The sequence below is a fragment of the Entomobacter blattae genome, assembly GCF_014672835.1.
Classification (GTDB): Bacteria; Pseudomonadota; Alphaproteobacteria; order Acetobacterales; family Acetobacteraceae; genus Entomobacter; species Entomobacter blattae.
Map to the genome: position 1 here is coordinate 1,190,194 of NZ_CP060244.1, position 23,344 is coordinate 1,213,537.

Genomic DNA, 23,344 nt, shown 5'->3' on the forward strand with positions numbered 1-23,344 from the left:
AAAGGCTTTCAAAATATACAGGTTTTTTTAAATATACAGGTCTTTGAGGCTGACCATATAAGATGCTGACCATATAAGATGCTGATCATATAAGAGACTGACCATGTAATAAGGGCTTTAGGCCGCTTTTCTGCTTATCTGTTCATCTATCATGGGAGGATTTAGGGGAGGAAAGGATTGGAATCCCTTCAATTTCAAAAAGAATTCTGCCAGGTTTGACACGGCTATCCAATATTCCGATGGCCCTTTTCCTGGTCCCATACGAACCTCAGCAAGCTTGGTTGAAACAGGAACATCAGGAAATATACGAATTCACACACGTTAAGAGAGGGGAGGTTTTTCCTCAAACCCCTCTTTAAAACTTGTGAAGGGTCGTTAAAGACATCGACGATGTAGGAACTCGTTAAAAAGGCTGCTGGTACTCTGCATCTTTCTGAAATTACTCGTGATGGACTATTGTCCATGATGGAATTTTTTATAATGTTCCATAAAAAAATGTTCCATAAAAAATCACCATCGCTGTTTTTCTCCTCTCACTTGCCAGGAGGGAGGTCTAAAATGTTCAGAGCAGGGGGGAAAATGCCTACGGAAAGGGGGGCTTCTTCTTCAGGAAAAGGCATAAAAATCCCTATTCCTGAAGTCTTTGTTGGGTTGTGCCAGCCTTATCGGTATAAAATATTTTATGGGGGGCGGGGGGCTGCCAAATCATGGGCGTTTGCCCGTTGTCTTTTGGTTTTAAGCCTGACTAAAACGATAAGGGTATTATGCCTGCGGGAATATCAGAACTCCATTGCGGAATCTGTTCATAGGCTTCTTGTGAATCAGATTTACACCCTTGGGTTGGAGGCGTTTTTTCATATTACGGCTCAATCCATTACAAGTCAAAACGGGTCAGAGTTTATTTTTAGGGGCTTAGCACGCAATAGTGCCGCCATAAAATCCCTGGAGGGGGTAGATATTGCCTGGTTGGAAGAAGCCCAAAGGGTTTCGGCTCGCAGCCTAGAAATTCTGGTGCCCACTATTCGTAAGCCGGGTTCGGAATTGTGGTTTTCCTATAATCCGGACTACAAGGCCAGCCCTATGGAACAATTACGCAACCGCCTTGCTGAGCAGAAGAAATTTCTGATCCGCAAGGTGGGATGGCAAGATAACCCCTGGTTTCCAGATGTTTTAGAGCAGGAGCGGCAAGCCCTAAAGCAGGCAGACCCCCTGGCTTATGAGCATGTATGGGAAGGCGGATATATTGAACATGATGAAAGCATTATCTTTGCAGGCCACATTGAGGAGCAGGCCTTTGAAGAACCGATGGAGGGAACGTCCTTTTTCTATGGTGCTGATTGGGGCTTTGCCCGTGACCCAACAGTATTGGTACGCTGTTTTGTTCAACGGGGCACTTTGTTTGTAACCCATGCGGTATTTGGATACGGTATTGCATTAAATGCTATTCCTGCCCTGTTTGCTCAGGTTACGGAAAGCCAACATGCCCGTATTTACGCTGATTCCTCTCGCCCAGAAACCATTAGCTACTTGGTACGGGAATTTGGGCTAAGAATAAAGGCAGCGCCCAAATGGCCAGGGAGTGTCCATGACGGCATAGCCTATTTAAAAAGTTTTAAAACCATCGTTGTGCATCCCCGTTGTCGACAGCTCTTAACAGAGCTCAGGCTTTATTCCTATCGGGTGGATCCGGCAACATGGCAAGTTCTGCCAGAGGTGGAAGATGCGCATAATCACGGGATTGATGCCTTACGTTATGCCCTGGTGGAATGTATCCGGGCACGGGCTGTACCCCGTTTTGATGAAGCGGATGTGCAAGAGGCTGCGGCAGGGTTTTTGCCCTTATTGGGGTAGATGTAGGGGTTATCAAGTGGTTTTTGTTCTTTGTTTTGTGGCGTAACGTGTCATCGCCGAGTAGAGATTTGCTTAGACTTAAAATGTTTGACAGCATTGGTAAGAGAAATTTTCTCTATAAAAACATTGCAGGAACGGCAGGTTGGCATGGTTTCAGGATAGAGCTTGCGCCCCTTTGTGATGGGCCTTTTTATGCCCTTCTCGGCACGCTGTAAAACAGGTTTTCAAGGCTTTTCTAGGGTGTGGCAAAACATGACCTTTTAGGGTGTAACAAACCATGAATAAGACATGATGAAGGAGGCCGGAAGGGCTCTCTGTTGAAAGGCTCTTTGTGGGGCGTTCGCTGGCAACCCGTTTTATAACGGTATTTTAATACCATTTTTGGCATTTCGTAACAGGCAGGTGCTTTTATGACCGCTTTAGACCATCCCTATGCTCTTTCTCCTTCAACAGCGCGCCAGCAGTTATTTTCTGAAGGCATTGGGTTTCCGGGGTATCCCTATCTTTCAGCCCTTTCCTTGCGGGGGGAATATCGCAACATTGTTGAAACCATTGCTCGCGAGGCCGTTCGTGGCTGGGGGCATTTCAAGGGGGGTGGGGCTTCGGCCTCTGCCGGCAGGCGTGTTGCAGAGTTAGAGGCTGCTTTTCGCTCTTTTGGCATTTGCGCCCTTATGGCCAATATGGTGCGAATGGATGGCTATTTTGGTATAGGGCATTTATGGGTCGATGTCGCCCCAGCAAAAGGTGGGAGCAAGGCCCGGTCTTCCTCGGTCTTTTCTATTCCAGATGGTGAGGAGCTGGCAACACCCCTGACATTGGATCGGGCCAAATTGCCCCAGGGGAGTTTAAGGGGGTTTCGGGCGATAGAACCTCTATGGTGTAGCCCAGGGGCGTGTGAAATGGAAAACCCTCTCAGCCCCTGGTATTACCGCCCCCAATATTGGATCGTGCAAAATTGTGCCGTGCATGCCAGCCGCCTTTTACAGTTTATTAGCAGGCCTTTGCCCGATAGCCTCAAGCCGGCCTATAATTTTGGGGGGCTGCCCTTAACCATGATGGCCAAGCCTTATGTTGATAACTATTTGCGCACTCGGCAATCGGTTTCAGATCTTGTTCATTCCTTTTCTACCATGGTGCTCAAAACTGATATGGCCCAGCTGGGCAATGGCCTGCGTAATAAAGGGGGGAACTTACGTCAGCGGGCCCGCTTATTTACCGCCCTGCGCGATAATATGGGCCTGATGATGCTCGATAGTGCCGAAGAGCTGAAAAATGTTACAACCCCTCTGGTGGGGCTTGATAAACTTCAGGCCCAGTCACAAGAGCATATTGCCTCAATTTGTGGTATTCCTTTAGTAAAGCTCACCGGTATTACACCGAGTGGCCTCAATGCCTCTTCCGATGGTGAGCTCAGGGTATTTTACGATACCATGGCTGCCCTGCGGGAGACTTTGCTGACCCCTGCGATCGAGCAGATCAGCCATATGGTGATGCTTCATTTATGGGGAGAGATCGACCCCACCATCGCCTTTGAGTGGGAGCCTCTTTATGCCCTTAACCGCCTTGAAAGGCAAACGGCAGAGAAAGTTAGGGCTGAAACGGCCTCAGTCCGCGTCAAGAGTGGTCTAACCACCCCTCAGCAGGAGCAGCGCCTATGGCCAGAATTAGCGACAGGCCTGGGGGAAAGAAGCCGCCAATCCCCTTTTGGGCTACAGGATCAAGAAGAGTTTAATCAAGAACACCCTGATCAAGAGCAATCTGATCAAGAAAAAACAGACCAAGAAAAAACTGATCAAGAAGAAGGGTAAGGCCCTGTTGTAGGGCGGCCCTTTTGATGAGCTTGGCCATGCCATACCAATAAGGGGCGATATGGCCTTGTTACAGGAGTATTCCATGAAGGGATATCCAAAGACAGGGGTATCCAAAACCAACAAGACGGCTTTAAAGCCGTTTTAAAGCCGTAGAGTTTTCATGAAAAAGCGAAGGGTAAAGCAAAGGGAAAAGCCATGACAGAGCCTTTAAAGTCACTTCCATTGGAGCGGGAGAGCCAAAAAGAGGGCAAAGCCTTTCTGCCCCCAGATTTATCCCCAGACCTATCCCCAGATCTGCCTTCTGATCTGCCACACGAGGACTTTCAGCCGATGGTGTGCGATCGTTCGTTACGGAGCACAGATACGGCCGGGCGTTTACGGGTAGAACGCAGCAACATTTCCAGGGAAGGCATAAATCCCTATCTTGGCCGGGAAATTCCCGGATGGAAAGCCCTTGGCCTAGTGGCAGAAAAAATTTATTATATGTATCGCCCAGCTGAAGAACTGGCCAAGGCGGCCCCAAGCTTTGCGGGGGTAGAGCTTTTGGCGGGTCATAGCCCGGTATCCTCCACCCATTTGCCCAAAGGGTGTATCATTGGCCATATTGGTGATGATGTGCGTTTTATAGCCCCTTTTCTTACGGCCCCCTTGGTGATTAACGATGCTGATTGGGCAAAAAAAGTAGAAACCGGTCAGGTATCGGCCCTTTCCTGCGGGTATGACTATAGGCCGGAAATGTCGCCTGGCGTGGTGGGTGGCCAAGCTTACGATGGTGTCATGCGCCATATTCGGGGTAACCATGTAGCATTGGTAAAGCATGGCCGCGCAGGCCCCGATGTCAAGGTGGCAGACTGTAACCCCTTTATCCCCGAAAGCCAGCAGACTTCCCTCTCGCAGGACCTCGCTGAAACCGCTCAAGGGCATATACGGGGGTATACGCAGGGGCATACGCAGGGGTATGCTGAAACCGCTCAGGAATATACGCAGGGGCATACGCAGGGGTGTGCTGAAACCGCTCAGGAATATACGCAGGGACGTACGCAGGAATATACGCGGGAGAAAATGGGGGATCAACCCACGCTTTCTGAACCCTTAAATACGCCTTATGGCACAAATATGCCTTATGGTAATAGTACGTCTTATGGCTCATTGGCCAGTGCGCCGGCAAACCCCGCGATAGGCTTTACACAGGGTGTTTGTTCGATAGGGTCCAATCTGCCTTCACAATCCAGAACTCCTTCTTCTCTTGCTGGGCAGGAGGGTGCTATTTCCTCCGCAGCCAAGGCGGCCTACAAGATGGCTCAAGAGAATGGGTCCCAACCCCATCTTTCGATTAAGGGACTAAAGGGTAAAGGGCCAGAGGATAAAGTATCAGAGGGTAGAGGGTTAGAGGGGCAGGGGCCAAAGGGTCAAAAGTCAGAGGGCCAGAAGTTATATGGTAAGAGGTCAGATGGCCAGGGGCCAGAAGGGCAGAGATTAGGGGGCGGAGACCCCGCCCTTGCTGCCTCTTCTGCTGCTTTAGAAGAGGGGGTTTGGGATAGGGCCATTTCTGAGTGTGGTGGGCCATCTGCCCCTCTTCCTGATGGAGATGTGACACACTGGCAAGGCTATGTGCAAGCGCTCTGCCATGCGGCTCTGCTTCATGTGGGGCAGGGAGGTGTAGGGGATAAAATGCCCCAAGCCCTTTTTGATGTCGTTGTAAAAACCAGCCAGCAGGGGGAGGGAGATGTCTCTGCTCCGTCAGAGCAGGCTTTCATTGTATCAGACCATGCCTTGCAGGTGTTTGCAGAGTTATGGCCTCTCTTGTCAGACCATCAACTGAGGGGTGAGCCTGCGGTGGGTATGGCTGCCAATGATCGGGCCAGTGTCTATGGGACGGGCTCTTTAGTTTCTTATAGTCATCCTTCTCATAAGGCGCCTTCTCGTAGGAGTTCTGTTCGTAGGACTTCTTCTTATAGAGTTCCTGCTTATGAAGAGCGGGCGCTTCCCGAACTCTGGGCTCTCCCTAAAGGGGTTTTAAATGTCAGGGATGACCTTATTCTTGGGTCAGACCCTTCGGTCCTCTCTAAGGGAGAGGGTATCAGCGATGGGAAGAACCGGAGAAATACAAGCTCGGCCAAGGGTGAGACGTGGATTGTTAACAATGCTCATGAACCCAATAATGTTTATAAACCCCACCCCGCTCATCTATCCCCTCAGGGTTCCGGTTGGCCTTTGGGAAAGAAGGGCGTTGAGCAGTGTTCTACCCCTTTAAGCCGCTATAATGGGCAGAGGAATGAGAAAACCGAAGAGCCTTTGACCTCCGATAAGGGGCAGATCGCCTTAGGGGGGGAGGATGCGGCCCTGGATAAAATTTCCCTTTCCAAAGGGCAGTCTTATGCAGCTCTATCGGCTTTTTTTCAGGAGATGGCCCACTCTATGGCAGGCTATTTGGGACAAAAACTTTCAACCGCCTGTCAAACCTATTACCGTAACCATTTTACAGCCCTTTATGAGGCAGAATGCCTGGTAAGCCCCGTATATGGCTATTTGGGATGTGATAGCGCGGAGGCCGTTTACGACCATGTTTTAACCCAGGCGGGTATAGAATGCCCGGAGGCTGACCTTCCCCTAGCTGCCAAGCGTTTTCTGGTGGAGCAGCATATGGCCCAGCAGGCCATGCAGAAAAGGGAAAGGCAGGAGCAAGCCAATATGCCAACGCCCTATAAGAGAAGCCCTGCTTATAGTGATCTAAAAAGGCTGGGTATTATTTAGGGGACTCTCAACATGGCCGAAGAAAGCCTCTTGTGAAGAGAGCATCTTATAAAGCATAGGCTTTTAAAGTAAAGTAAAGTAAAGTAAAGTAAAGTAAAGTAAAGTAAAGTAAAGTAAAGTAAAGTAAAGTAAAGTAAAGTAAAGTAAAGTAAAGTAAAGTAAAGTAAAGTAAAGTAAAGTAAAGTAAAGTAAAGTAAAGTAAAGTAAAGTAAAGGCTCTATCATGGTTACGGTGCCCATTCATGGCAAAACGCCCCTGAGAGAATGTCCCTAAAGTCTGCTGAGAAGATTACCTCAGTGGTTGAAGAGACAACTTACGAGGAAGCCATAGTATGTTCTATGGATAATGGAGAGTGTGAGGTATGCCAGTGAGCAGTCATGAGAACGAAACTCCACGGGCTTTAAAGCCCGTGAAGGCTTCGGATAAGCGTATAAGTCAATGGCCTTGCTGATATTAACCAGTTAGCGCCATTGAAATATAAATGGGCTTGGGAGTATTTTCTTAAAGCCAATAAAAACCATTGGACCCCGCTAGAAATAAGGCCCTTGAGAGAAGATCTATAGCTCCCATGGAGCCTCTTTCTGTTGGATTATGGCGTTTTTGCTCTTATAAAAATCGGACTGCCCCAAACGCCATTTTGGGCGCTAAGGCTGTTTTTCCATGTCGGTTTCTTATGCCGGGGCGGCCAGTCGAAATTCATAAATCGAAACTCATAAATCGGAAGGATGAAGGTCTCCGGTTTTTTTATCCAGATCCTGTAAACCTGTAGGAAGGCCAGATAAACCACTCTGGTTAGAAATTGCACTTTCAGTGATTTGCTAGGCCTTGGCCAAGGCACGGTCGCCAAGGCACGGTCGACAGAGCTTATAGAGTCTCACAGAGCCTATAGAGAAGGAGTTCGTTACAGAAGAGCCAGCAAAGGCAGTGCAAAAGTGCTCAAAGTGTTACAGCTGGATTAATCATAGGGAGGTGAGTCTCTTTTATCGTAACAGGTGCAGGCTGATTAATCTCGTCTTCGTAGGAGAATATCCTTTGCAAAGGGAGAGGATCAATGGCGGGCTGTATGTTGGGTTATAGTGATCAAATAGTCTTCGCAAAGGAGAAGGATCAATGACCAAACGATTAATCTCCCATGTTTAGGAAGAATATCTTTCGTAAAGGGGAGAATCAGGCTTGATATCAAGGGTGCTCATGTCGGTTTGCTGAATATGGTGGGTTAGCTTTAAAGGGAGGTCTGCCCTTGTCCCCTGATATTCTTGATCCCTAATATTCTTGTGCCTCCTAATAGACCTCTCTGTTTGGGCTGGTCTGTTGCCAGGCCAGTCGGGGCTGTAAGGGGCTTATCTATGGCCAGCTATGGCCGGGTTAACAAGTTGCCTTGTGCAGGTTGCTTTGTAGAGGGTGCCTTGTACTGGTTGCATTTACTGGTTGCTTTGTACGGGGGGGGGGAGGAAAAACCCTTTGGATACTGGCAACCTTTTTTATTTTCAAATCCAGAAAGGAATTCCAGACGATGTCGTTACAGACGCATATAAACCGCTATTTCCCAATGGGGATAGAGGGTGATTTTGCCTCAACCAATCCCTTTTTTACAGAAGGGAGCCCTTTAGATGGTGGGTTGGTTGCAGCCTCTCCAGCCGGTGTCGTGGCCGGGCGTTTTGCCTGGATTGATGAGGAGAAAGGGACTGTATCAACTTCTCTTGTGCCTTCATCATCAGGTCAGGTTGCCTCTCCTGCGGGGTTTGTTGGTCGGCAGGGTCATTTTAGTGCCCTGATTGGCGGGGGGGAAGGGAGCCTACAGCTTGCGCCTGGTAGTGGCGTGACAGTTTATACCGCCGGAGATTTTTGGCTCAGGCTTGCCGCTTCTTCCATCGCTGCGGTGCGCGGTGGGCGGGTTTACGCCTTGCTGGCAACGGGTGAGGCCGTAGCGGGTAGCGCTGATAGCACCCCAGAGGGGAGCGTTGGCACAGAGTTTCGTTTTGTATCATCTGCCCAGCCTGGTACGCTGGTGCGGGTCCGTAGTTTTGGAGGGAGCGTATAATGCAGCCAGATGACACTTTTCAGCCTTCAACCTGGGCTAAGGATGGCCCTATTCTTGCGAAACATATGGGGGTTGTACTCGATCAGATCACCCATTATACCACAGAGCCCGCGGCCCTGGCCCTCGATAGCCAGCCAGCCTTAAATACCGTACCCAATCTTGGAGTTCCGCTTTCGCTGCTCTCTACTATTGATCCGCAATTAATCCGTGTGCTCAACTCTCCTCTTCGGGCTGAGGCCATTTATGGTCGCAGGCAAATGGGGGCCTGGTCGGATAAGACGTTATATTTAAAAGTTCTGGAAGGGGCTGGCTACGGGGTCGCCTATGGGGATTTCAACAAGGGGGGCATGGCCAGTGTTAATACAGGTTTTGAAGAGATAGACCGGTTTCTCTACCAAACCCACATTCGCTGGGGGGAGCTGGAGGAAGCAACAATCGGCACAGCCCAGATCTCTCTGGCGAATGAATTGCGTATTCAGGGAGTCAACGTTCTGGAGCGTTTTATTAACAAGGTGTATTTCTACGGTATTGCAGGCCAGCGTACCTATGGTGTGCTGAATGCTCCGCAGCTTTTACCCGCCATTCAACCCGATACAAAAAAAGAGGGCGGAACCGCATGGGATAATGCCACAAATATTGAAATTTATAATGATGTATTGAAATTATTTGATACCTTGGTAGACCGCCTGGATGGGGTTATAGATATGAACACCCCATTGACGCTGGTTGTGCCCAATAGCCGGCAAGTTCTGCTACGGCGTACGAACGATTATTCCAAGCCTGTGACGGCCCTTCTGCAAGATGCACTGCCCAATATCCGCATTGAAGTAGCCCCAGAGCTAGGTGGCCAGAAGGAGGGGACTTCAGGTGGGGTAACGGGTACAGGCCCGGCTGGCAATATGATTCAGCTTTTTGTGGATGAAATTGATGGAACGCGTACGGTGGAATGTGCTTTCCCCATGCGTTTGCGACTTCATCGTTTGCAGATGCATGCCTCTTCCCTTTCCCAGAAAATGAGTATCGGTACCTGGGGGGCGATTATTCGCCGCCCTGTCGGAATTGCCCAGATGATAGGGGTATAAAATGGCTAAGGTGATTGTTGGTTGTAAGCTGCCCAATGGGCTGGTGATAGATATTAAGGGCAAGGGGCGCGTGCATTTGCAGGGGAGCAATGCTGCAAGTTTAGCCTCAAGCCCGGCCCTGTATAATCCCCGCACGGCGGAATCAGCACCCGAAGCGGTGGGATTAACCATGGTAGAGGAAACGTTCTGGAAGAGCTGGTGCGCTCAAATGAAGGGGTTTCCACCTTTGGAAAATGGCCTGATTTTTGCTGCGACAAAAAAAAGGGATGTTTTGGCAGAGGCCAAGGAAAAATCGGCGATCAAAACCGGGCTGGACCGTATGGAAAAACCAAAGCCACCGGTGGTGGGGGCTTAGGCAAGAAGGTTTCCTTAGCTCTGGATAGTCCTAGATCCTCCCCGGAGGTCTGGATATGAGAGGTTCTGATATGAGATATTCTGATATTCGGGGGTCTGGATATTGGGAGCCTGGATGTTCGAGGATATTCGACGATCTGGGCATTCAATATCTAGTTGAGGGTCTGGGTCTTTGAGGATCTTGGTATTTATTGGGGGGCTTTGTACTCTCTGCGGTAAAAGAGGCCTACGGTAAAAGAGGGCCAAGCTTACGGTAATCGTCTCGTGTAACAGTCCTATGGTAACAGTCTTGCGGTAGCAGGCTTTGCGATAACAGGCGTGCGATAACAGTCTTGCGGTAAAAAGGGTGCGAGGTGCGGGTCATGGGTAGAAGAGAGGGCCTTTTTAAAAGGTAAGGAGCAGTCATGGAATTTGTTTTTTCAGAGTGGTTACAGGTCTATCCGGAATTTGAAGGGGCCGTGACAGCCTCCATGGTGGAAAACCTGTTTGCCCAGGCCCAGCTTTTGCTGGCGGCAGGGCCGGGTTCAGAGGTGATAGAGGCAAGCCAGCAGAAAATGCTGCTTTTTTTACTTCTGGCCCATTTGGTTTTGTTAAGGGTGAATGGGGTTAACCGTCAGGAGGAGGCCTCCCCTTTAGGTCGCCCACCTTTTGAGGCTTCAGGGGTCTCTCCTTCTGGCCCAACGTTTCAGGGGGAGCGCTCTTCTCCGGCGTGTTCGTTAGAGGCGGGGCTGGCGGCGGCTGGGTCTGGAAACCATTTCACCGACCCAGGGGTACCAGCGATCATTGGGGTGCCGGCGACAATTGGGCCAAAGGCTGATTCTCCTGTAGCTTACGCGAGGGCGCAAAAAACTTCCGTTTTAGATCATCCCGTAACGGTGCCCAAAAATAGGCTGCGGGATACCCTGCAAGAGGATAACCTGCAGGCCCTTCAGCACGATATTCAAAAAGCCTTCCCTTCTCTTCATCTTGCAGGTCTCGAGGCGGGAGCATCTCTTACTGGTCATGCCGAAAGGGCCAGCGAAGCGAGAGGGGAGCCGGATGGGGGAGCTTATTCAAGCGAAGCTTATTCGGGGAGAGCCTATATCGAGGGAGGCTATTCAGGGGTGTTAAGTTCAGGGTCGTTAAGTGGGAATGCGGGTGAGAGAGTGGCTTTGCCCATAACGGGCGAAGGGTCTGCCTCTGAATTTTCGGCGGCTTCTGAATTTTCGTATGAAGCAGGACAAGTCCCATCCCAGAGCCGTCGGCTGGTTATCACCCAAGCAGGGGGCCAAGAAGGGGGCCAGAGAAAGGGCCAAGGAAAGGGCGGGGAAGAGAGGCAGAGGCAAGCTCAAGAAAATGGGCCTGCCAATGGCCTTTGTGAGACTTTTCAGAAAGGTCATGGTTGCGAAGGCCATGCTTGCGAAGGCCATGCTTGCGAAGGTCAGGGCTGCGTAGAAATCTCGTACGAAGAAGCTTTTTCAGGCCTCTGCTTTGGTTCTAATCGGGGGGTAGGCTCTCTGGAAGATGGAACGCTTTGCTATAATTTCTATACAGACGATAAGGGGGGTGGTTCTCCCTGTGGAAGTAGGTCCACTAACAACGGGAGTGAGGGGCAGAAAGGGTTGGAAGGCAGGTTTGGAAGACAACCTTCCGTGGTTGTTACGCCAGGCCTTATGGGGCGGGTTGTGTCTGCCCGTCAGGGTTCCGTCTCCCTGACTATGGCTCCCTTGGGGGGGAATGCTCTCCAGCCCCAAAGAGAATGGTATTGGCAAACCCAATATGGGGCCTTGTTTTGGCAGCTGGTTGGCACGCTTTTTCATTATGAATACATCCCCCCGCCTTCAACTGTTTTTCGCAGGCTCCCATGAGGGAAGACAGAGTTTGGAGTAGGAGAGAGTTTGGATGGAAGAGAGAAAGGGGGGTGGGATGAATTTGAATAGAATGGCTGGCAATGTGTTAAACAGTTTTTATCCCCAACATACCATTCTTTGGCTTCAGGCCACCGGCCAGGGTAGGGATGGGTTGGGCCATCGTTACCCCATTTATACACCGGTTTTTATTAGGGCCTCAATCCAGGCGGTGCCAGAAGACCGGCTGATACCTTATGGCGGGGGAGCGGGTCTTGCTTCTGGGTCGTATTTTCAGCAAGGGCGACTGAAATGCCTTTACCTTTCTGGCCATGGCCATCCTTTAGATCGCATTGTCGAAGAAGGGAATGACCGTTTTATTTTTAATGCTGCCCTATGGCAGGCTGTACAAGTGATAGAAGATTGGGGGATAGTCGAAACTCCTGCCCTACGACAGGGGGGGTGGTCACAGCTTATGGTTCGAATGATCCAGATGCAGACCCAAGGAGGCCGATAGGCAGGAATAAGTGGGAAGAAAGTCTCTTCTTTTATAAAGCCTACCCTTTATAAAAGAAGAGAAGATAGCCCTGAAAGAAAAAGCCTGATAGGAATTCTGACAGGATGTTTGGCAGGAAGTCTGACAGGAAGCCTGGCAGAAGGTTTTTGGCAGGAAGAGAAGTCTAGCAGAAGATTTGGCAGTACGTTTGGTAGAAAGTTTGGCAGCTAGAGGGTCGCCCTCCAGGGAATAGGCCTCTACCACCTCAGCGGGTCTGATCGTAGACAGCGTTCCAGATTTTCGCCGAACGAGCCACCACGCTCGATGGACACGCCTGATGGATGAGGTTAAATAGAATTCTCGCATTTCTACATCGCCACCTTACAACCAAGCTACTTTCACTGAGGTGTTCTCTTCATGATCTGGTCTTTTCGTAAAGGAAATGACATGTTTAACCTTTACATAATTTATTTTTTACAAATCCGTAATGTTCCGTCATGGACTGAATTCACTGGAGCTGCTGTTGCAAGGGTTGGCTTGTTGGAAGGCCATTTTTATTGAGTGGGCTTGCCATAACTTCAAAATGGTTATAATTGAGTGGCTTTTAAAGCGTATTTTAGTATATATTTTCTGTAATAATGAGGAGAACGTAAAGCTTTTTGGCAAACAGGCTGCCAGAGTGTCGTTTTGGTTTTGATACAAAAGCGGGTTTGGTCTTGCAAAAAGGAGATGGGATTAAGGATGGGATTTTTAGCCCTTATTTTTTAGCTCTAAGTTTTTAGTTATGGGTTTTTAGCTATGATAGGGTTTTAGCCGTGGGTAAGAAACCCAAAAGTAGAACCCCTCCCCCACAAAGGGTGTGGCAGAGATATTTTGGCAGGGTATTTTGAGAGAGTTTATGAAGGGTTAAGCCCAGCAAAGGCCTAGGCAGACTGTGGCAATAAAAGCAAGAAGGTACAAAAATGATACATCCACAACGGCATGAATTGCACAGCCAAATTCAGCAAGAAAAGAGCATGGAACGGCAAGAGGGAATGCCCCACAGCCAGGAGGAGCCCGAAATTCTGCTTCGAGCCTATCTTTTGTCACTTTTCCCGGACATTGAGGTGGTCTTTGGTTTTGAGAACAGCCTGCCTGCGCCTGCTCGTCCTTATGTCAGGATTACACCGGTGGATTGTATAAGGCTTTCAACCCCTCGCCATGAGCAGATTGGAGACAGCTCCTTTCTGATACAGCCTTTAAAATTGGTGGAACATATGGCCTTTTATGGGGAGAAAGCCGCCTGGCAAATCAGGCGTTTTATGGCCTTGTTTGCCACAGATCATGGTTTTGAATGGTTTAAACATCATACCCGTTACAGTAGCCCCCTTTATATTGAGGAAATTAAACAAGGCACGCAGGTTAATGAATCTGCTCTGTTTGAAAATGGCTGGGTTTGCGAGGTCTCTCTTCAACATAATGTTTGTATTCCCTATACCGGTGGCAGTTTTGAGACTTCGCCCATTCCACGGTTTCACGCTGTTTTATAAGGATATTCTGCGCCTTTAAAGGGATCATATTTTAATTAAAGAAATCCTAAGCGAAGAAGCTGGAAATAAGTGGATTTTATTCCTTAGAGGCTTAAGGGGGTCACTAAGGGAGATGGGTTATATTGATGGTTCCATTGATAACCGCCTAATATTATAAGCCAAAGATTATAAAAAGCCCATTTTAAGTGTTGCCCATTTCTAAGTATGCTCGTTTTGGGTAGTGTCCATTTTGGGTACTGCTTGTTTTGAGTGGTGCTTGTTTCGGGTGTTGCCTTTTTTGGATGGTGCTCGTTTTGGATAGTGCCCGTTTTGGATAGTGAATGAAAGCAGAGGCTTTGTGCCTCTGCTTTTTTTGTACGTTTTCTTTTTTGTACGTTTTGTACGCCTATACCTGCCGTTTTCGGCAGGTTTTTTTATGAGGATGCTTCATGACAATAGAACTTGATACCATTGTTCGGGTCAACCCCATGGTTTTACCGGTTGGGGCCAGTGATAACGCCCTGCCTGGCCTTATGTTAAGCCGCAAGACAACCCTTGTTTATGGGGAGACCATTGCCTTTACCTCTGCTGCCGATGTCGGCGTGCGTTTTGGGTATGATAGTATGGAATATCGCCAGGCCCAGATTTACTTTCGGGGCTTTACAGGAGCTACGCGTTTGCCTTCGGTGCTCTATGTGGCTTTTTATCCAACAGCTTCAACGCCCGCTTACCTGGAAGGGGCTACCCTTGCTGGCATGACGGTTGATGAACTTAAATCCCTTAGTGGAGATTTAACCCTCTCGGTCAATTCCTACACTTACCATGCTGATCATATCGATTTTTCTGCCATTAACAGTTTTTCTGATGCTGCCACGGCCTTGATACACCAGTTGCAGGGCAGTGCTGGGGCACCCGTTCCCAATATCTGGTTTGATACGAGTAGCGTCTCATTCATTATCACCAGCCCTACCGCAGTTGGAGAATCCCGTGTAGGGTTTGCCGAAGGGAGCCTGGCGGCCCAACTGGGGCTTACAGCTCTTACAGGGGCAGTCCAGTCGGGGGCGGTCACCAACCCTACAGCGCAAAAGGTTATGGAGGATATTCGGAGCAGAAACCAGCAATGGGCTACATTTTTCTGCGCATTTGACCCTGATACCTATAAGACAGAATTGGCTAAATGGGCGTTTTCTACCAATAATGCTGTGTTGGCGATCTTGCATGATACTGACCCTGGCATCTCTTCTCTTCCTGAAGGAAAAAGCTGGGCAGAAACACTTCAGGCGGCCAATATTGGCTGTACCATGCCAGTCTATGAGAGTGCCCTTCATGCGGCATTTATTGCCTCAATTGCCGCAAGTCTGGATTTTACAGCTTCTGAGGGGCGCTATAATTTTGCCTTTCGCCGGCAGAATGGCCTGACCGCTACCGTTAAAAACCAAGAGGTTGCGGCCGTGTTGGAAAAAAAAGGCTATAATTTTTATGGAGACTATGCGTCCAGCACCCAGGAATTTACCTTTCTCTACCCTGGTTCCATAACAGGAGACTGGAAGTGGGCCGACAGTTTTATCAATCAGATATGGATGAACCGTGCCTTTCAGATCGCCTTGGTCAACTTGCTGCTTTATCGTGGGTCTATCCCCTATAGCAGCAGTGGGTCAGCCCTTATAGAAAATGCGTTGCTGGCCGTTATTAATCAGGCCTTGGCTTTTGGGGCTATTCGCCCCAACGTCTCTTTAGCTCCAGAACAACAGCAGGTCATTGTGGCGCAATATGGTAAATCAGCCCTAACGGCCTTGCAAACCCGGGGGTGGTTCTTGTTTATTCGGGCAGAGGAAACGCCTGCCAGCATTAGGGCTGTGCGCAAATCGCCAGCCTTGTCGTTTTATTATCTGGATGGACAAAGCATTCAGCAGATGACCCTTTCCAGCATAGAGGTACAATAATCATGGTGAACCGTTCCATTACATCAGCCAATTCGGTTTTGGTTGTAACAGCATCATCGCGGGGGGTTGCTAATTCCCTCTCAGGCATTACGGGTATAGACCTTGGCCAGTTTTCTTCCATTCTCGGCGTGCCTTATGAGCTGGAAGGCTGGGCGGCTGATCGAGCCTTTGCCGTTTCTGCCCAAACGACATCGGAAATCGTGCTAGGTGTGGATGGCCAGGCCCATTTTGGGTGGGTGCCCAACCTGGTGCAGTTTGATTTTTCCGTTATGCCGGATAGCGATACGGCAGAGTTTATGGAAACCATTTACAGTATCCAGCAAACATTGCGCGAAACACTGGAAATGAATGCGACCTTGAAAATTCCAGCCTTGCAAAGGGGATATGCGCTGATTAATGGAGCACTCACCAATTATACCCCTTTGCCTGCTCATCATCGTGTCCAGGCCGCTCAAACCTTCCAGATGACCTTTACCAAGGCCTTGCCTGCCCCTTATTAGGGGTTATGTTGGTTTTGATCAGATTGGTTTTGATCGGAAAAATTTTGATGCTTCGAAGAGGCGGGATTGGAGTGGTCTTTTGATTTCTCCCAATGCCCTTTCACTGAAGAAGGCCCAGGGCTTTCCATCGTATGTTGGCCATCAAGCGCACCTTTTCCTCCGGCATTCTTCTTTTCTTGCTCCTCATGTTGATGGGCAGGAGTGGTGGGGGAATTCATAGGGGTGTTGGAGGGGATGTTGGGATCAGTCATCGCTATCTCTTTCCATTATTAAGGTTGGTAAATTAAGGGTGGTCACAGACCCTTTAACGATAGGTTAAAAAGAAAAGTTTATGTCCAGAAGAGAAAAACTCATTACCATTCAACATGGGCGTGATCAGGGGAAGGCCTTTCTTATTCGGGAGATGGATGCCTTCTCGTGTGAGGAATGGGCTCGGGGGGCCATTAGTGCCGTGCATCGGGCCATACAGCATTCTGATGCCGGGGTAATGCTCATGCTCTCAGAAAGCCTGCGTGAGGCTTTTGCCGAGCCTGAATTGGTCGATATCCCGCCTCCCCAGGGGGTGCCAAACACCCACCCAGCGGTGGAAAAAGCCCGCGAGCAGGCCAATGAAGAGGTGCGGGCACAAAAGGAGGGTGCGCGCGAGGCCACACCAACACAAATGGTAGCAGCCCTGGGATTGGCCCTTTTTCTGCGTTTGCCGCTTGAAGAGCAAAAGGCTGTTCTGCAGCCTCTTTGGGAGTGTATCTGCTATCGGGGCCCGCACGGCGATGTTCGCCTTGAGGAGCAGACCAGATTGGAGATTGTAGAGGATCCCCGTACGGTGGTCACCCTTCGGCGTGAGGCTTTTGGGTTGCATACCGATTTTTTTATGCCCGTCGTCCCATGCCTGTATCGCCGGATTACCCAGGCGGGGGCGACATTCCCACTGGCACAATAGTGCGTAGCCTTCCCCAAACCATTGCCTGTATCCTAATGGGGCGTATGGCCAGCCTGCATGAACTCCAAACCTGTTATAGCGTGCGGGATTTGTACCTTATGTTAGACTTGATTATTCTCCAGATGGAAAACCACGCCAGGCGGCTTCAAGCCACGGGTATGAGCCCAAGGGCGTAAGCAAGCAGGGGTGAAAGTTGAGAGGGGCCATCATTTATACCTTATGTTAGACTTGATTATTCTCCAGATGGAAAACCACACCAGGCGTCTTCAGGCCACGGGTATGAGCCCAAGGGCGTAAGCAAGCAGGGGTGAAAGCTGAGAGGGATCATCAGGGGGAAGGCTTAAAGAGGCATAAGGGTTCACGTGGCGGTCTTCTCTGGGTGATAAGGTCCTCTTTGGGGCGGAAAAACCATTAAGAGCCGAAAAACCTTGCTGAAAAGAGGGGGAACAAGGCGCTGCTCAATAGCCTTTTCTATACCCTTCCCTATAACATTTCTGGGGGGGCTTCCTAAGGTTTGATCTCTAGCGCAATTTTTTTCAGGATGCTGCATTCTGAGTTTTCTGTGGTCTCTGTATTGGTGAGCAAGGAGGGCAAGGGGTTCTGGAATGGTTCATGACCCCAGTTGAGTTTACAGGATTACTCTATCTCGCAAGGCCTGGTTAAAAGTTTCTTTGCTACAGTCTAGTTCTATTCTTTCCTGTTCTATTCTGTTCAGGGCATTGAGGTGAAGCTTTTTCCATAAAGCCTGAGAAGGATAGAGCTGGTGCAGGCACTAGGCAAAAAGGGCGGGATCTTCACTGGTGGTAGCGAGCAGATCTTCGCCATTTTGCCAGCTATTTTGCTTAGCCAATTTGTTCAGCTAGAAGAGAAGGGCAAACGACAGGAATACCGTAAGAGGCCGCTTTGTGAAGCTTGAAGGGAATGCCCCACTTTAGTCCCGTGCTTTCTGCCTGGCGCTTTTTTTATCTCTGCCGGGGGTTCCTTTATTCGAGGCTTCATCCGTGCCTTGAGGACACTAATAATTTGAGACACCAATCAACCGTTCTACAGCCTCTTTGGTGGGGTATCTGCTATCGGGGTTTGTCCAGTGGTGCTCACCTTGAGGAGCAGACCGGGTTGGAGAGTGTAGAGGGTCCCTGCACGGTGGTAACTCTTCGGTGCATGGTTGGGCCATCATGAAAGGGTGATCATGCCTGAGCTGGCCAACCTCCTGAGGAGAACCCTTCCCAAAGGAGAATCCCCCAGAGAAAGAACCCTAGGGAAAGACCATCAGCGAGACCACCAAGGGAAGATCCCCAAAGGAAGACTCCCAGAGGAGAGCCCTCTCTAGGGTTATTGGTGAATGTATGGTAAGGCACAAACCAAAGGAAGACTCCCAGAGGAGAGCCCTCTCTAGGGGGAAACTCTAGAGAAGAAAAAACCTCCAGAGGCGTGAAAATCCCAGGGAAAGCGTTCAGGGAAAGAGTTTGGAGAAAAAGTTCAGGGCAAAAAATCAGGGCAGAAATCGGGATAAAAATTTAGAGCAAAATTGAGAGAAAAAATCCCAGGGGCGAAAAATCTCAGGGATGAAAAATGACGAACTGCCAGCATGATGTCATCAACAGGGGAATAAAACCATGAGGAAAAGACCTTATAGTTCTGGTCGAAAGAAGCGTACTGGCCTCTTTGGGGGTGTTCCTGTTTCTGGTGGGGGCAGCTTGTTAAAGAGCCCGATCATTAAGGCCTCATCACAGAGACAGTACTGGCAAAGGCTTTCTCAAAAAGCCTTTTTACTAGCGGGAGAAGAGGGCGAGGAAGAAGTGGAACCCCCACAAAAGCAGCGCCGTACAACAGGCAATGCTCAACGCTTAAGCCTTACTCGGAAATTGAAAAATAAGAAAAATATCCCCCGTTCTTTATCCAGGGTAGGTCGGGCCAAGAGGAAGCGGGATGAAGGAGATCAGGCCAGGATCGATCAAGAAGGGCAGAAAAATTTTGCAGAATTATGGCCTTATTACCGCCAGATTGCTCAATGGACCATGCGTTTTTATGCACCACTTTTTTACGCACCACTTCTGGCGAGCATTTTGGGGGGGAATGATCCGGCAGGGTCTCCAAAGGAAAAAAACGGTGTTTTATTACCACGATTGAGGATAAATAATGCACCCTTATTGCTCCCTGTCGGGGGTTTACAGCTCCCTGCAGGGAGGCAAGATCTTCCCCTTATACAGTCAGCAGCGATGGAGCAAGAGAGCCCAGGAAAAGCCTTGGCATCGGGGGGCGATGTTTCAGCCTTTTCCCGTTTGGCAGGTTTGGTACAAGGCTTGGTATTGGCTAACTCACAATGGGGTGCGGCAGAGGGGACAAGACCAGGATGGACAAGGCCAAGAGAGACAAGATTAGGAGAGACGAGATTAGAAGGGGGAAGAGTAGGGGCTTTCTCTTTAACTTGGCCTTTGGCTGGCCGGAACACTCTCGGCACTCTAGGGGGTAGGCAGAACGGGGCTGGCCTGCGGCAAGGGCTCCCGGCACTTGGGCCGGATGTTTCGCTTCAAGGTATGGGAGGAGGGTCGTCATTCCCGCAAGGGGCTTTTTCTCATAGCGATGAGGGGGGCGATGAGGGAGGAAAGGGTTTTGCAGGGGGAGTGCCCCAACGTATAGCAACCATATTACGTGCCCGCCATTGGGATACAGCCAATATCGCAGCCATTCTGGCTCGCATTTCGCTGGAATCTGGTTTTGACCCGACCCGGGTAGGCGATAACGGGCAAGCCCATGGTTTGCTGCAGTGGCACCCCGAGCGGGAGGCCAATTTTGTGGCCTTATTTGGGCATCCTTTACGCCAGGCGAGCATAGAGGAGCAAGCCTTATTTATTGATTGGGAATTGCGCCATACCGAACAGGCGGCAGGCCACGCCCTAAGCCAGGCCGATACTGCCTGGGAGGCAGGTTATACGGTTTCGCGTCGTTATGTCAGGCCTGGCTTAACCCACCAACAACGCGAGCGGGAGGCCAGGCGTACTGCACAGCTTGCCATGCTCCTTGCCCAAAACCAGGCGCGCTGGGCCATGGGGCACATGCAGGCAGGGGGGTATGCCTTTATTGGTTCCAGCGCTTTTTTCAAAGAGGAAATTCCTTACTATAATACCACCCTCCAGGGAGCCATGCCTAGGGGCCAAACGAGCGGTGAGGCCGCCTATACCATAGCGCGGGGTTATGAACCAAGAGGTGAGAGATCTACGGTGAGCCCCCAAGAGAGAGGCGCTTATGCCATGTGCCCCCTTACGGCTAATTCGGCAGGGCTGGGGGGTTCCAGCGTGCTGTCGATGCAAGCAAACCCTTATGCCTTACAGGCCAATACCGGTATGATATAGGCACCATTTTAAGCGCTGACTTCAAGAAGGTTGGAGAGGGGCTTAACGCAGGATGTACAAAATATGGTTTTTCTCAAGCTTTGGTTTCAATGCCTTATGCGGTTAGCACTTTTAGCGGCCATCTTGCTGGGCATTGGTTTTTTAATAGGAGTATAGCTATGGATAACCCACAGCCCTTATCTGGAGCATTACCCCCTACCACGAGAAATGGGCCCCAGGCCCTTGCGAGCGTGGCTGCTACAAACCAGGCCTCTACGGGCTTGCCTTCTACTCTTCCCACCGTTCCTCTTACTGCCCCTTCCACCGTCCCTTCTACTGCACGGGCCGCCCGGGCCTTGGTGGGGCAGTCTTCTTCAAGCAGGGCTTCGGCGGGTCAGAATGTGGCCTCAGCCTTTGAGGGGTTTGCTGTTTCAACCGGCTTTTCCCTTATTGATGATGTACTGACGATTGCCTGGGGGCTGTATTCTCAACAGACAGGCGAGCCCGTTTTTGCCGACAGTCAATTTGGGATTATCCATTACCATTTCAGCTATAACGGCCAAAGTAATATTGCCAATGCCCCGTTGGAAGGGGGGGATTTTGTTTCTTATAACAAGCATGTGTTGCCCCGTCAGCACCAGGTGGGGGTAAGCTGTTCGGGTACAGAGGCACAGCGTAGCCGGTTCTTTCAGGTGCTTGATGGGTTGCGGGGGAGTACAGAGCTTCTCTTTTTGCAAATGCCGGAGGCCTCTTTTACCAATCTTTCTGTTGTGAATATCAGCTGGCAACGCACAGCCCAAAGCGGTACCCAGCTGGTCAATGCCATGCTGACCCTTCAGGAGGTTCGCCTTTATGCCACCACCAATGGGCAGAATACAAAAACAGGGCTCCAGATGGCGCCTCTCGATAGGGGGAGTGTTGGGGCGGTTCAGCCCAGTATTGCCCAGCAACATGTTATTGGGCAGGGCGCATTGGGTAGTTCGTCGTTTGGACAGGGGTTAGGGGGGCTTTTGGCATGACCTCTTTGGTGATTAATCTTTCAGTGCTTTCTCACCAGTCTGTTCAAGTAAGCCTTGGCGGGCAGAATGTTCGGTTGGTGATTGATACCAAACAGGGTGCTGGCACATTTATGGATATTTATAAAGATGGGGGCCCTGTTATTTTGGGTATGCAGTGCCGCAATCGTACCCCTCTTGTGCAGTTGGCATATCTTGGTTTTGTTGGAGATTTGGCCTTTTATGACATGCAAGGGGCGGAAGATCCGGATTATACGGGCTTTGGGCACCGTTTTATTCTGGTATGGGATAGTGAGGCCCTATTACAATGAGTGGTTCTACAATGAGTGGTTCAGTTTTAGGGGGGTCATTGTTCCATCAGCCAGAAGGCCAAGCCCCTTTTACCCATCGTTATATCAATGTGAGTGTGACAATTCCCCATCAGGCAGAAGGGACGGCAGGCGGACAAGATCATAAAACAATCCTGACCTATGAAGGGGTTAGCCAAGGGGCAGGCCTTGCCCCCTGGGGAGACGCTGACAGGGTCAGGCCATCACAGCCTACAACAGTCCCCTTTATCAATTACCGGATAGCCTGCACGGTGGTGGTATTGGGGGGGAAGGACCATCCCCACTGTAGCCTCTCCATCTTTAACATGGGGCGGGAAAAAATGGCGGCCCTTTCGCGTTTTGGGAATATGGGGCTTTTCCGCTATGCTAATAATGGGCAGACCATTGGGGTAACGGTTTACGCTGGTGAAAGCCCTACCCATATGACCCGTATTTTTGAGGGCGGAATGCTGCAATGCCATGCAGATTTTTCCTCTGCACCTGATCCCTTTTTGTTTCTTCAGGCCAGCACACTCTCTGATATTCAGCTCAAGCCACGAATGGCCACAAGCTTTGAGGGGGATATAGAGGCAGCGGCCATTATCCGCCAGATTGCTGAAGATAATGGCCTTGTTTTTGAGAATAATGGCGTAAAGACCATTATTCATAACCCGTATTTTTCGGGCTCTGCGCGTGAGCAGATTGCAAAATGTGCTGCCGTAGGGCGCTTTAATTATGTGGTAGAGAATGGCCTTTTAGCCATCTGGCCCCTGGGGGGAGGCCGCCAGAGAGCCACCCAAAGTAGCGCCCAAAGCACCACCCAGAGAGCCGCCAAAATTACTACTGCTCAGAGTACTGCCCAGAGTAATGCTCAGAGCACGGGGTCTTCAGGGGATGGGTTTGCGGGGTCTGAGTTTACAGGAGGGGCGGGCTTTATAGGTGCTGGTTTTACAGGGAATGGCCAAGAAAAGGCCAACGCTTTTCCCCTTATTAGCCCGCAAACGGGGCTTATTGGCTATCCCAGTTTTAATGGGACTATGGTGGGGTTACGGTGCCTGTTTCGGAACGATATCCGCAATGGGGATATCATTGAGGTCAAAAGCGATTTTTTTGGGGCGTCGGGGTATTATGTGGTTCATGGGCTATCACATAGCCTTTCTACCGAGGAAAGCCAGGGCCCTTGGTTTACCGATATTCAGGCCAGTGGTTTAGACCCCTCACAGTAAGGGCATTTATTGCCTTACGGGTTGTTACCCCAGGCGTTTGTTGCCTAGGCGTTCTTGCCCCAGGTGTTCATAACCCAGTCATTCATGACTTAGACGTTCGTTATCTCAGGTGTTCGTTTTCTTGAAGATGGAACACCAAAGGATATTGTTCTTAATCCTTTAGGTGTGCCATTACGTATGAATGTGGAGCAGATATTGGAAACCCATTTGGGTTGGGCCTGGAATACAGGCCCGTATGGGTATTTCGCGATCATCCGCAGGTTCCGCAATACCGAGGGGCTATATCCCAAGTGATATGGGTATTTCGAGATGGTATAACCAAAAAACAGCAAACAAACCTTGTATCGCAGGCGTGT

21 protein-coding genes and 2 pseudogenes are annotated in these 23,344 nt (G+C 49.9%); 20 read left to right on the forward strand and 3 right to left on the reverse strand.

The window, feature by feature from the left end; translation table 11 throughout:
• Positions 1–178: 178 nt before the first annotated feature.
• Positions 179–312, reverse strand: a pseudogene (locus JGUZn3_RS05225) (ribosomal protein L16); the annotation flags it as partial.
• A 267-nt stretch (positions 313–579) separates the two neighbouring features.
• Here JGUZn3_RS05225 and JGUZn3_RS05230 point away from each other — a divergent pair.
• The 7 genes from JGUZn3_RS05230 (at position 580) to JGUZn3_RS05255 (ending at position 9,894) form a co-directional block, all read left to right on the forward strand.
• The gene (locus tag JGUZn3_RS05230; RefSeq protein ID WP_203414599.1) at positions 580–1,851 is read left to right on the forward strand and encodes a PBSX family phage terminase large subunit; all 1,272 of its coding nucleotides are present in this window, start codon (positions 580–582) and stop codon (positions 1,849–1,851) included.
• Positions 1,852–1,934: 83 nt separating this feature from the next.
• Positions 1,935–2,066, forward strand: coding sequence for a hypothetical protein (locus JGUZn3_RS12600; RefSeq protein WP_275402857.1), 132 nt, complete (start codon positions 1,935–1,937; stop codon positions 2,064–2,066).
• A 195-nt stretch (positions 2,067–2,261) separates the two neighbouring features.
• The gene (locus tag JGUZn3_RS05235; RefSeq protein WP_203414600.1) at positions 2,262–3,659 is read left to right on the forward strand and encodes a DUF1073 domain-containing protein; all 1,398 of its coding nucleotides are present in this window, start codon (positions 2,262–2,264) and stop codon (positions 3,657–3,659) included.
• 198 nt (positions 3,660–3,857) lie between these two features.
• The gene (locus tag JGUZn3_RS05240; protein WP_203414601.1) at positions 3,858–6,416 is read left to right on the forward strand and encodes a DUF2213 domain-containing protein; all 2,559 of its coding nucleotides are present in this window, start codon (positions 3,858–3,860) and stop codon (positions 6,414–6,416) included.
• 1,513 nt (positions 6,417–7,929) lie between these two features.
• On the forward strand, positions 7,930–8,457 hold the full coding sequence (locus tag JGUZn3_RS05245; protein WP_203414602.1) for a structural cement protein Gp24: 528 nt from the start codon (positions 7,930–7,932) through the stop codon (positions 8,455–8,457).
• Positions 8,457–9,539: a major capsid family protein gene (locus JGUZn3_RS05250; protein ID WP_203414603.1), complete on the forward strand. Its 1,083-nt coding sequence runs from the start codon at positions 8,457–8,459 to the stop codon at positions 9,537–9,539. The genes JGUZn3_RS05245 and JGUZn3_RS05250 overlap by 1 nt, the downstream gene beginning before the upstream one ends.
• Before the next feature lies 1 nt (position 9,540).
• Positions 9,541–9,894, forward strand: a complete 354-nt coding sequence (locus JGUZn3_RS05255) for a hypothetical protein (protein WP_203414604.1) — start codon at positions 9,541–9,543, stop codon at positions 9,892–9,894.
• A gap of 225 nt (positions 9,895–10,119) precedes the next feature.
• Here the strand turns inward: JGUZn3_RS05255 and JGUZn3_RS05260 are convergent, their stop codons facing one another.
• Positions 10,120–10,299 carry a hypothetical protein gene (locus JGUZn3_RS05260; RefSeq protein WP_203414605.1) on the reverse strand — a complete coding sequence of 60 codons (180 nt, stop codon included), beginning with the start codon at positions 10,297–10,299 and terminating at the stop codon, positions 10,120–10,122.
• Between JGUZn3_RS05260 and JGUZn3_RS05265 the strand changes: the two genes are divergently transcribed.
• The 6 genes from JGUZn3_RS05265 to JGUZn3_RS05290 all read left to right on the forward strand — a co-directional run bounded on the left by JGUZn3_RS05265 (position 10,298) and on the right by JGUZn3_RS05290 (position 16,166).
• Complete coding sequence (locus tag JGUZn3_RS05265; RefSeq protein WP_203414606.1) at positions 10,298–11,740, forward strand: hypothetical protein; 1,443 nt, start codon at positions 10,298–10,300, stop codon at positions 11,738–11,740. The genes JGUZn3_RS05260 and JGUZn3_RS05265 overlap by 2 nt on opposite strands.
• Before the next feature lie 58 nt (positions 11,741–11,798).
• Complete coding sequence (locus JGUZn3_RS05270) at positions 11,799–12,236, forward strand: hypothetical protein (RefSeq protein WP_203414607.1); 438 nt, start codon at positions 11,799–11,801, stop codon at positions 12,234–12,236.
• 396 nt (positions 12,237–12,632) lie between these two features.
• Positions 12,633–12,776, forward strand: a complete 144-nt coding sequence (locus JGUZn3_RS05275; protein WP_203414608.1) for a hypothetical protein — start codon at positions 12,633–12,635, stop codon at positions 12,774–12,776.
• Positions 12,777–13,177: 401 nt separating this feature from the next.
• Positions 13,178–13,744, forward strand: coding sequence for a phage neck terminator protein (locus JGUZn3_RS05280; RefSeq protein ID WP_203414609.1), 567 nt, complete (start codon positions 13,178–13,180; stop codon positions 13,742–13,744).
• 428 nt (positions 13,745–14,172) lie between these two features.
• Positions 14,173–15,666 (forward strand): DUF3383 family protein, encoded by a 1,494-nt coding sequence (locus JGUZn3_RS05285; RefSeq protein ID WP_203414610.1) that lies wholly within the window; start codon positions 14,173–14,175, stop codon positions 15,664–15,666.
• Positions 15,667–15,668: 2 nt separating this feature from the next.
• Positions 15,669–16,166, forward strand: coding sequence for a phage tail fiber protein (locus tag JGUZn3_RS05290; protein WP_203414611.1), 498 nt, complete (start codon positions 15,669–15,671; stop codon positions 16,164–16,166).
• Here the strand turns inward: JGUZn3_RS05290 and JGUZn3_RS05295 are convergent.
• On the reverse strand, positions 16,163–16,417 hold the full coding sequence (locus tag JGUZn3_RS05295) for a hypothetical protein (RefSeq protein WP_203414612.1): 255 nt from the start codon (positions 16,415–16,417) through the stop codon (positions 16,163–16,165). The two genes, JGUZn3_RS05290 and JGUZn3_RS05295, sit on opposite strands and share 4 nt — an antisense overlap.
• A gap of 80 nt (positions 16,418–16,497) precedes the next feature.
• Between JGUZn3_RS05295 and JGUZn3_RS05300 the strand changes: the two genes are divergently transcribed.
• The 7 genes and pseudogenes from JGUZn3_RS05300 to JGUZn3_RS12890 form a co-directional block, all read left to right on the forward strand.
• On the forward strand, positions 16,498–17,106 hold the full coding sequence (locus tag JGUZn3_RS05300) for a hypothetical protein (RefSeq protein ID WP_203414613.1): 609 nt from the start codon (positions 16,498–16,500) through the stop codon (positions 17,104–17,106).
• On the forward strand, positions 17,106–17,282 hold the full coding sequence (locus JGUZn3_RS05305) for a hypothetical protein (RefSeq protein ID WP_203414614.1): 177 nt from the start codon (positions 17,106–17,108) through the stop codon (positions 17,280–17,282). Before JGUZn3_RS05300 ends, JGUZn3_RS05305 begins: the two co-directional genes overlap by 1 nt.
• A 1,440-nt stretch (positions 17,283–18,722) precedes the next feature.
• Positions 18,723–20,459 carry a phage tail tip lysozyme gene (locus JGUZn3_RS05310; protein ID WP_203414615.1) on the forward strand — a complete coding sequence of 579 codons (1,737 nt, stop codon included), beginning with the start codon at positions 18,723–18,725 and terminating at the stop codon, positions 20,457–20,459.
• A 158-nt stretch (positions 20,460–20,617) separates the two neighbouring features.
• Complete coding sequence (locus JGUZn3_RS05315; protein ID WP_203414616.1) at positions 20,618–21,457, forward strand: hypothetical protein; 840 nt, start codon at positions 20,618–20,620, stop codon at positions 21,455–21,457.
• Positions 21,454–21,765: a phage baseplate plug family protein gene (locus JGUZn3_RS05320; RefSeq protein ID WP_203414617.1), complete on the forward strand. Its 312-nt coding sequence runs from the start codon at positions 21,454–21,456 to the stop codon at positions 21,763–21,765. Before JGUZn3_RS05315 ends, JGUZn3_RS05320 begins: the two co-directional genes overlap by 4 nt.
• The gene (locus JGUZn3_RS05325) at positions 21,762–22,988 is read left to right on the forward strand and encodes a baseplate hub protein (RefSeq protein ID WP_203414618.1); all 1,227 of its coding nucleotides are present in this window, start codon (positions 21,762–21,764) and stop codon (positions 22,986–22,988) included. The genes JGUZn3_RS05320 and JGUZn3_RS05325 overlap by 4 nt, the downstream gene beginning before the upstream one ends.
• A gap of 114 nt (positions 22,989–23,102) precedes the next feature.
• A pseudogene (locus tag JGUZn3_RS12890) lies at positions 23,103–23,207 on the forward strand (hypothetical protein); the annotation flags it as partial.
• Between the last annotated feature and the right edge of the window lie 137 nt (positions 23,208–23,344).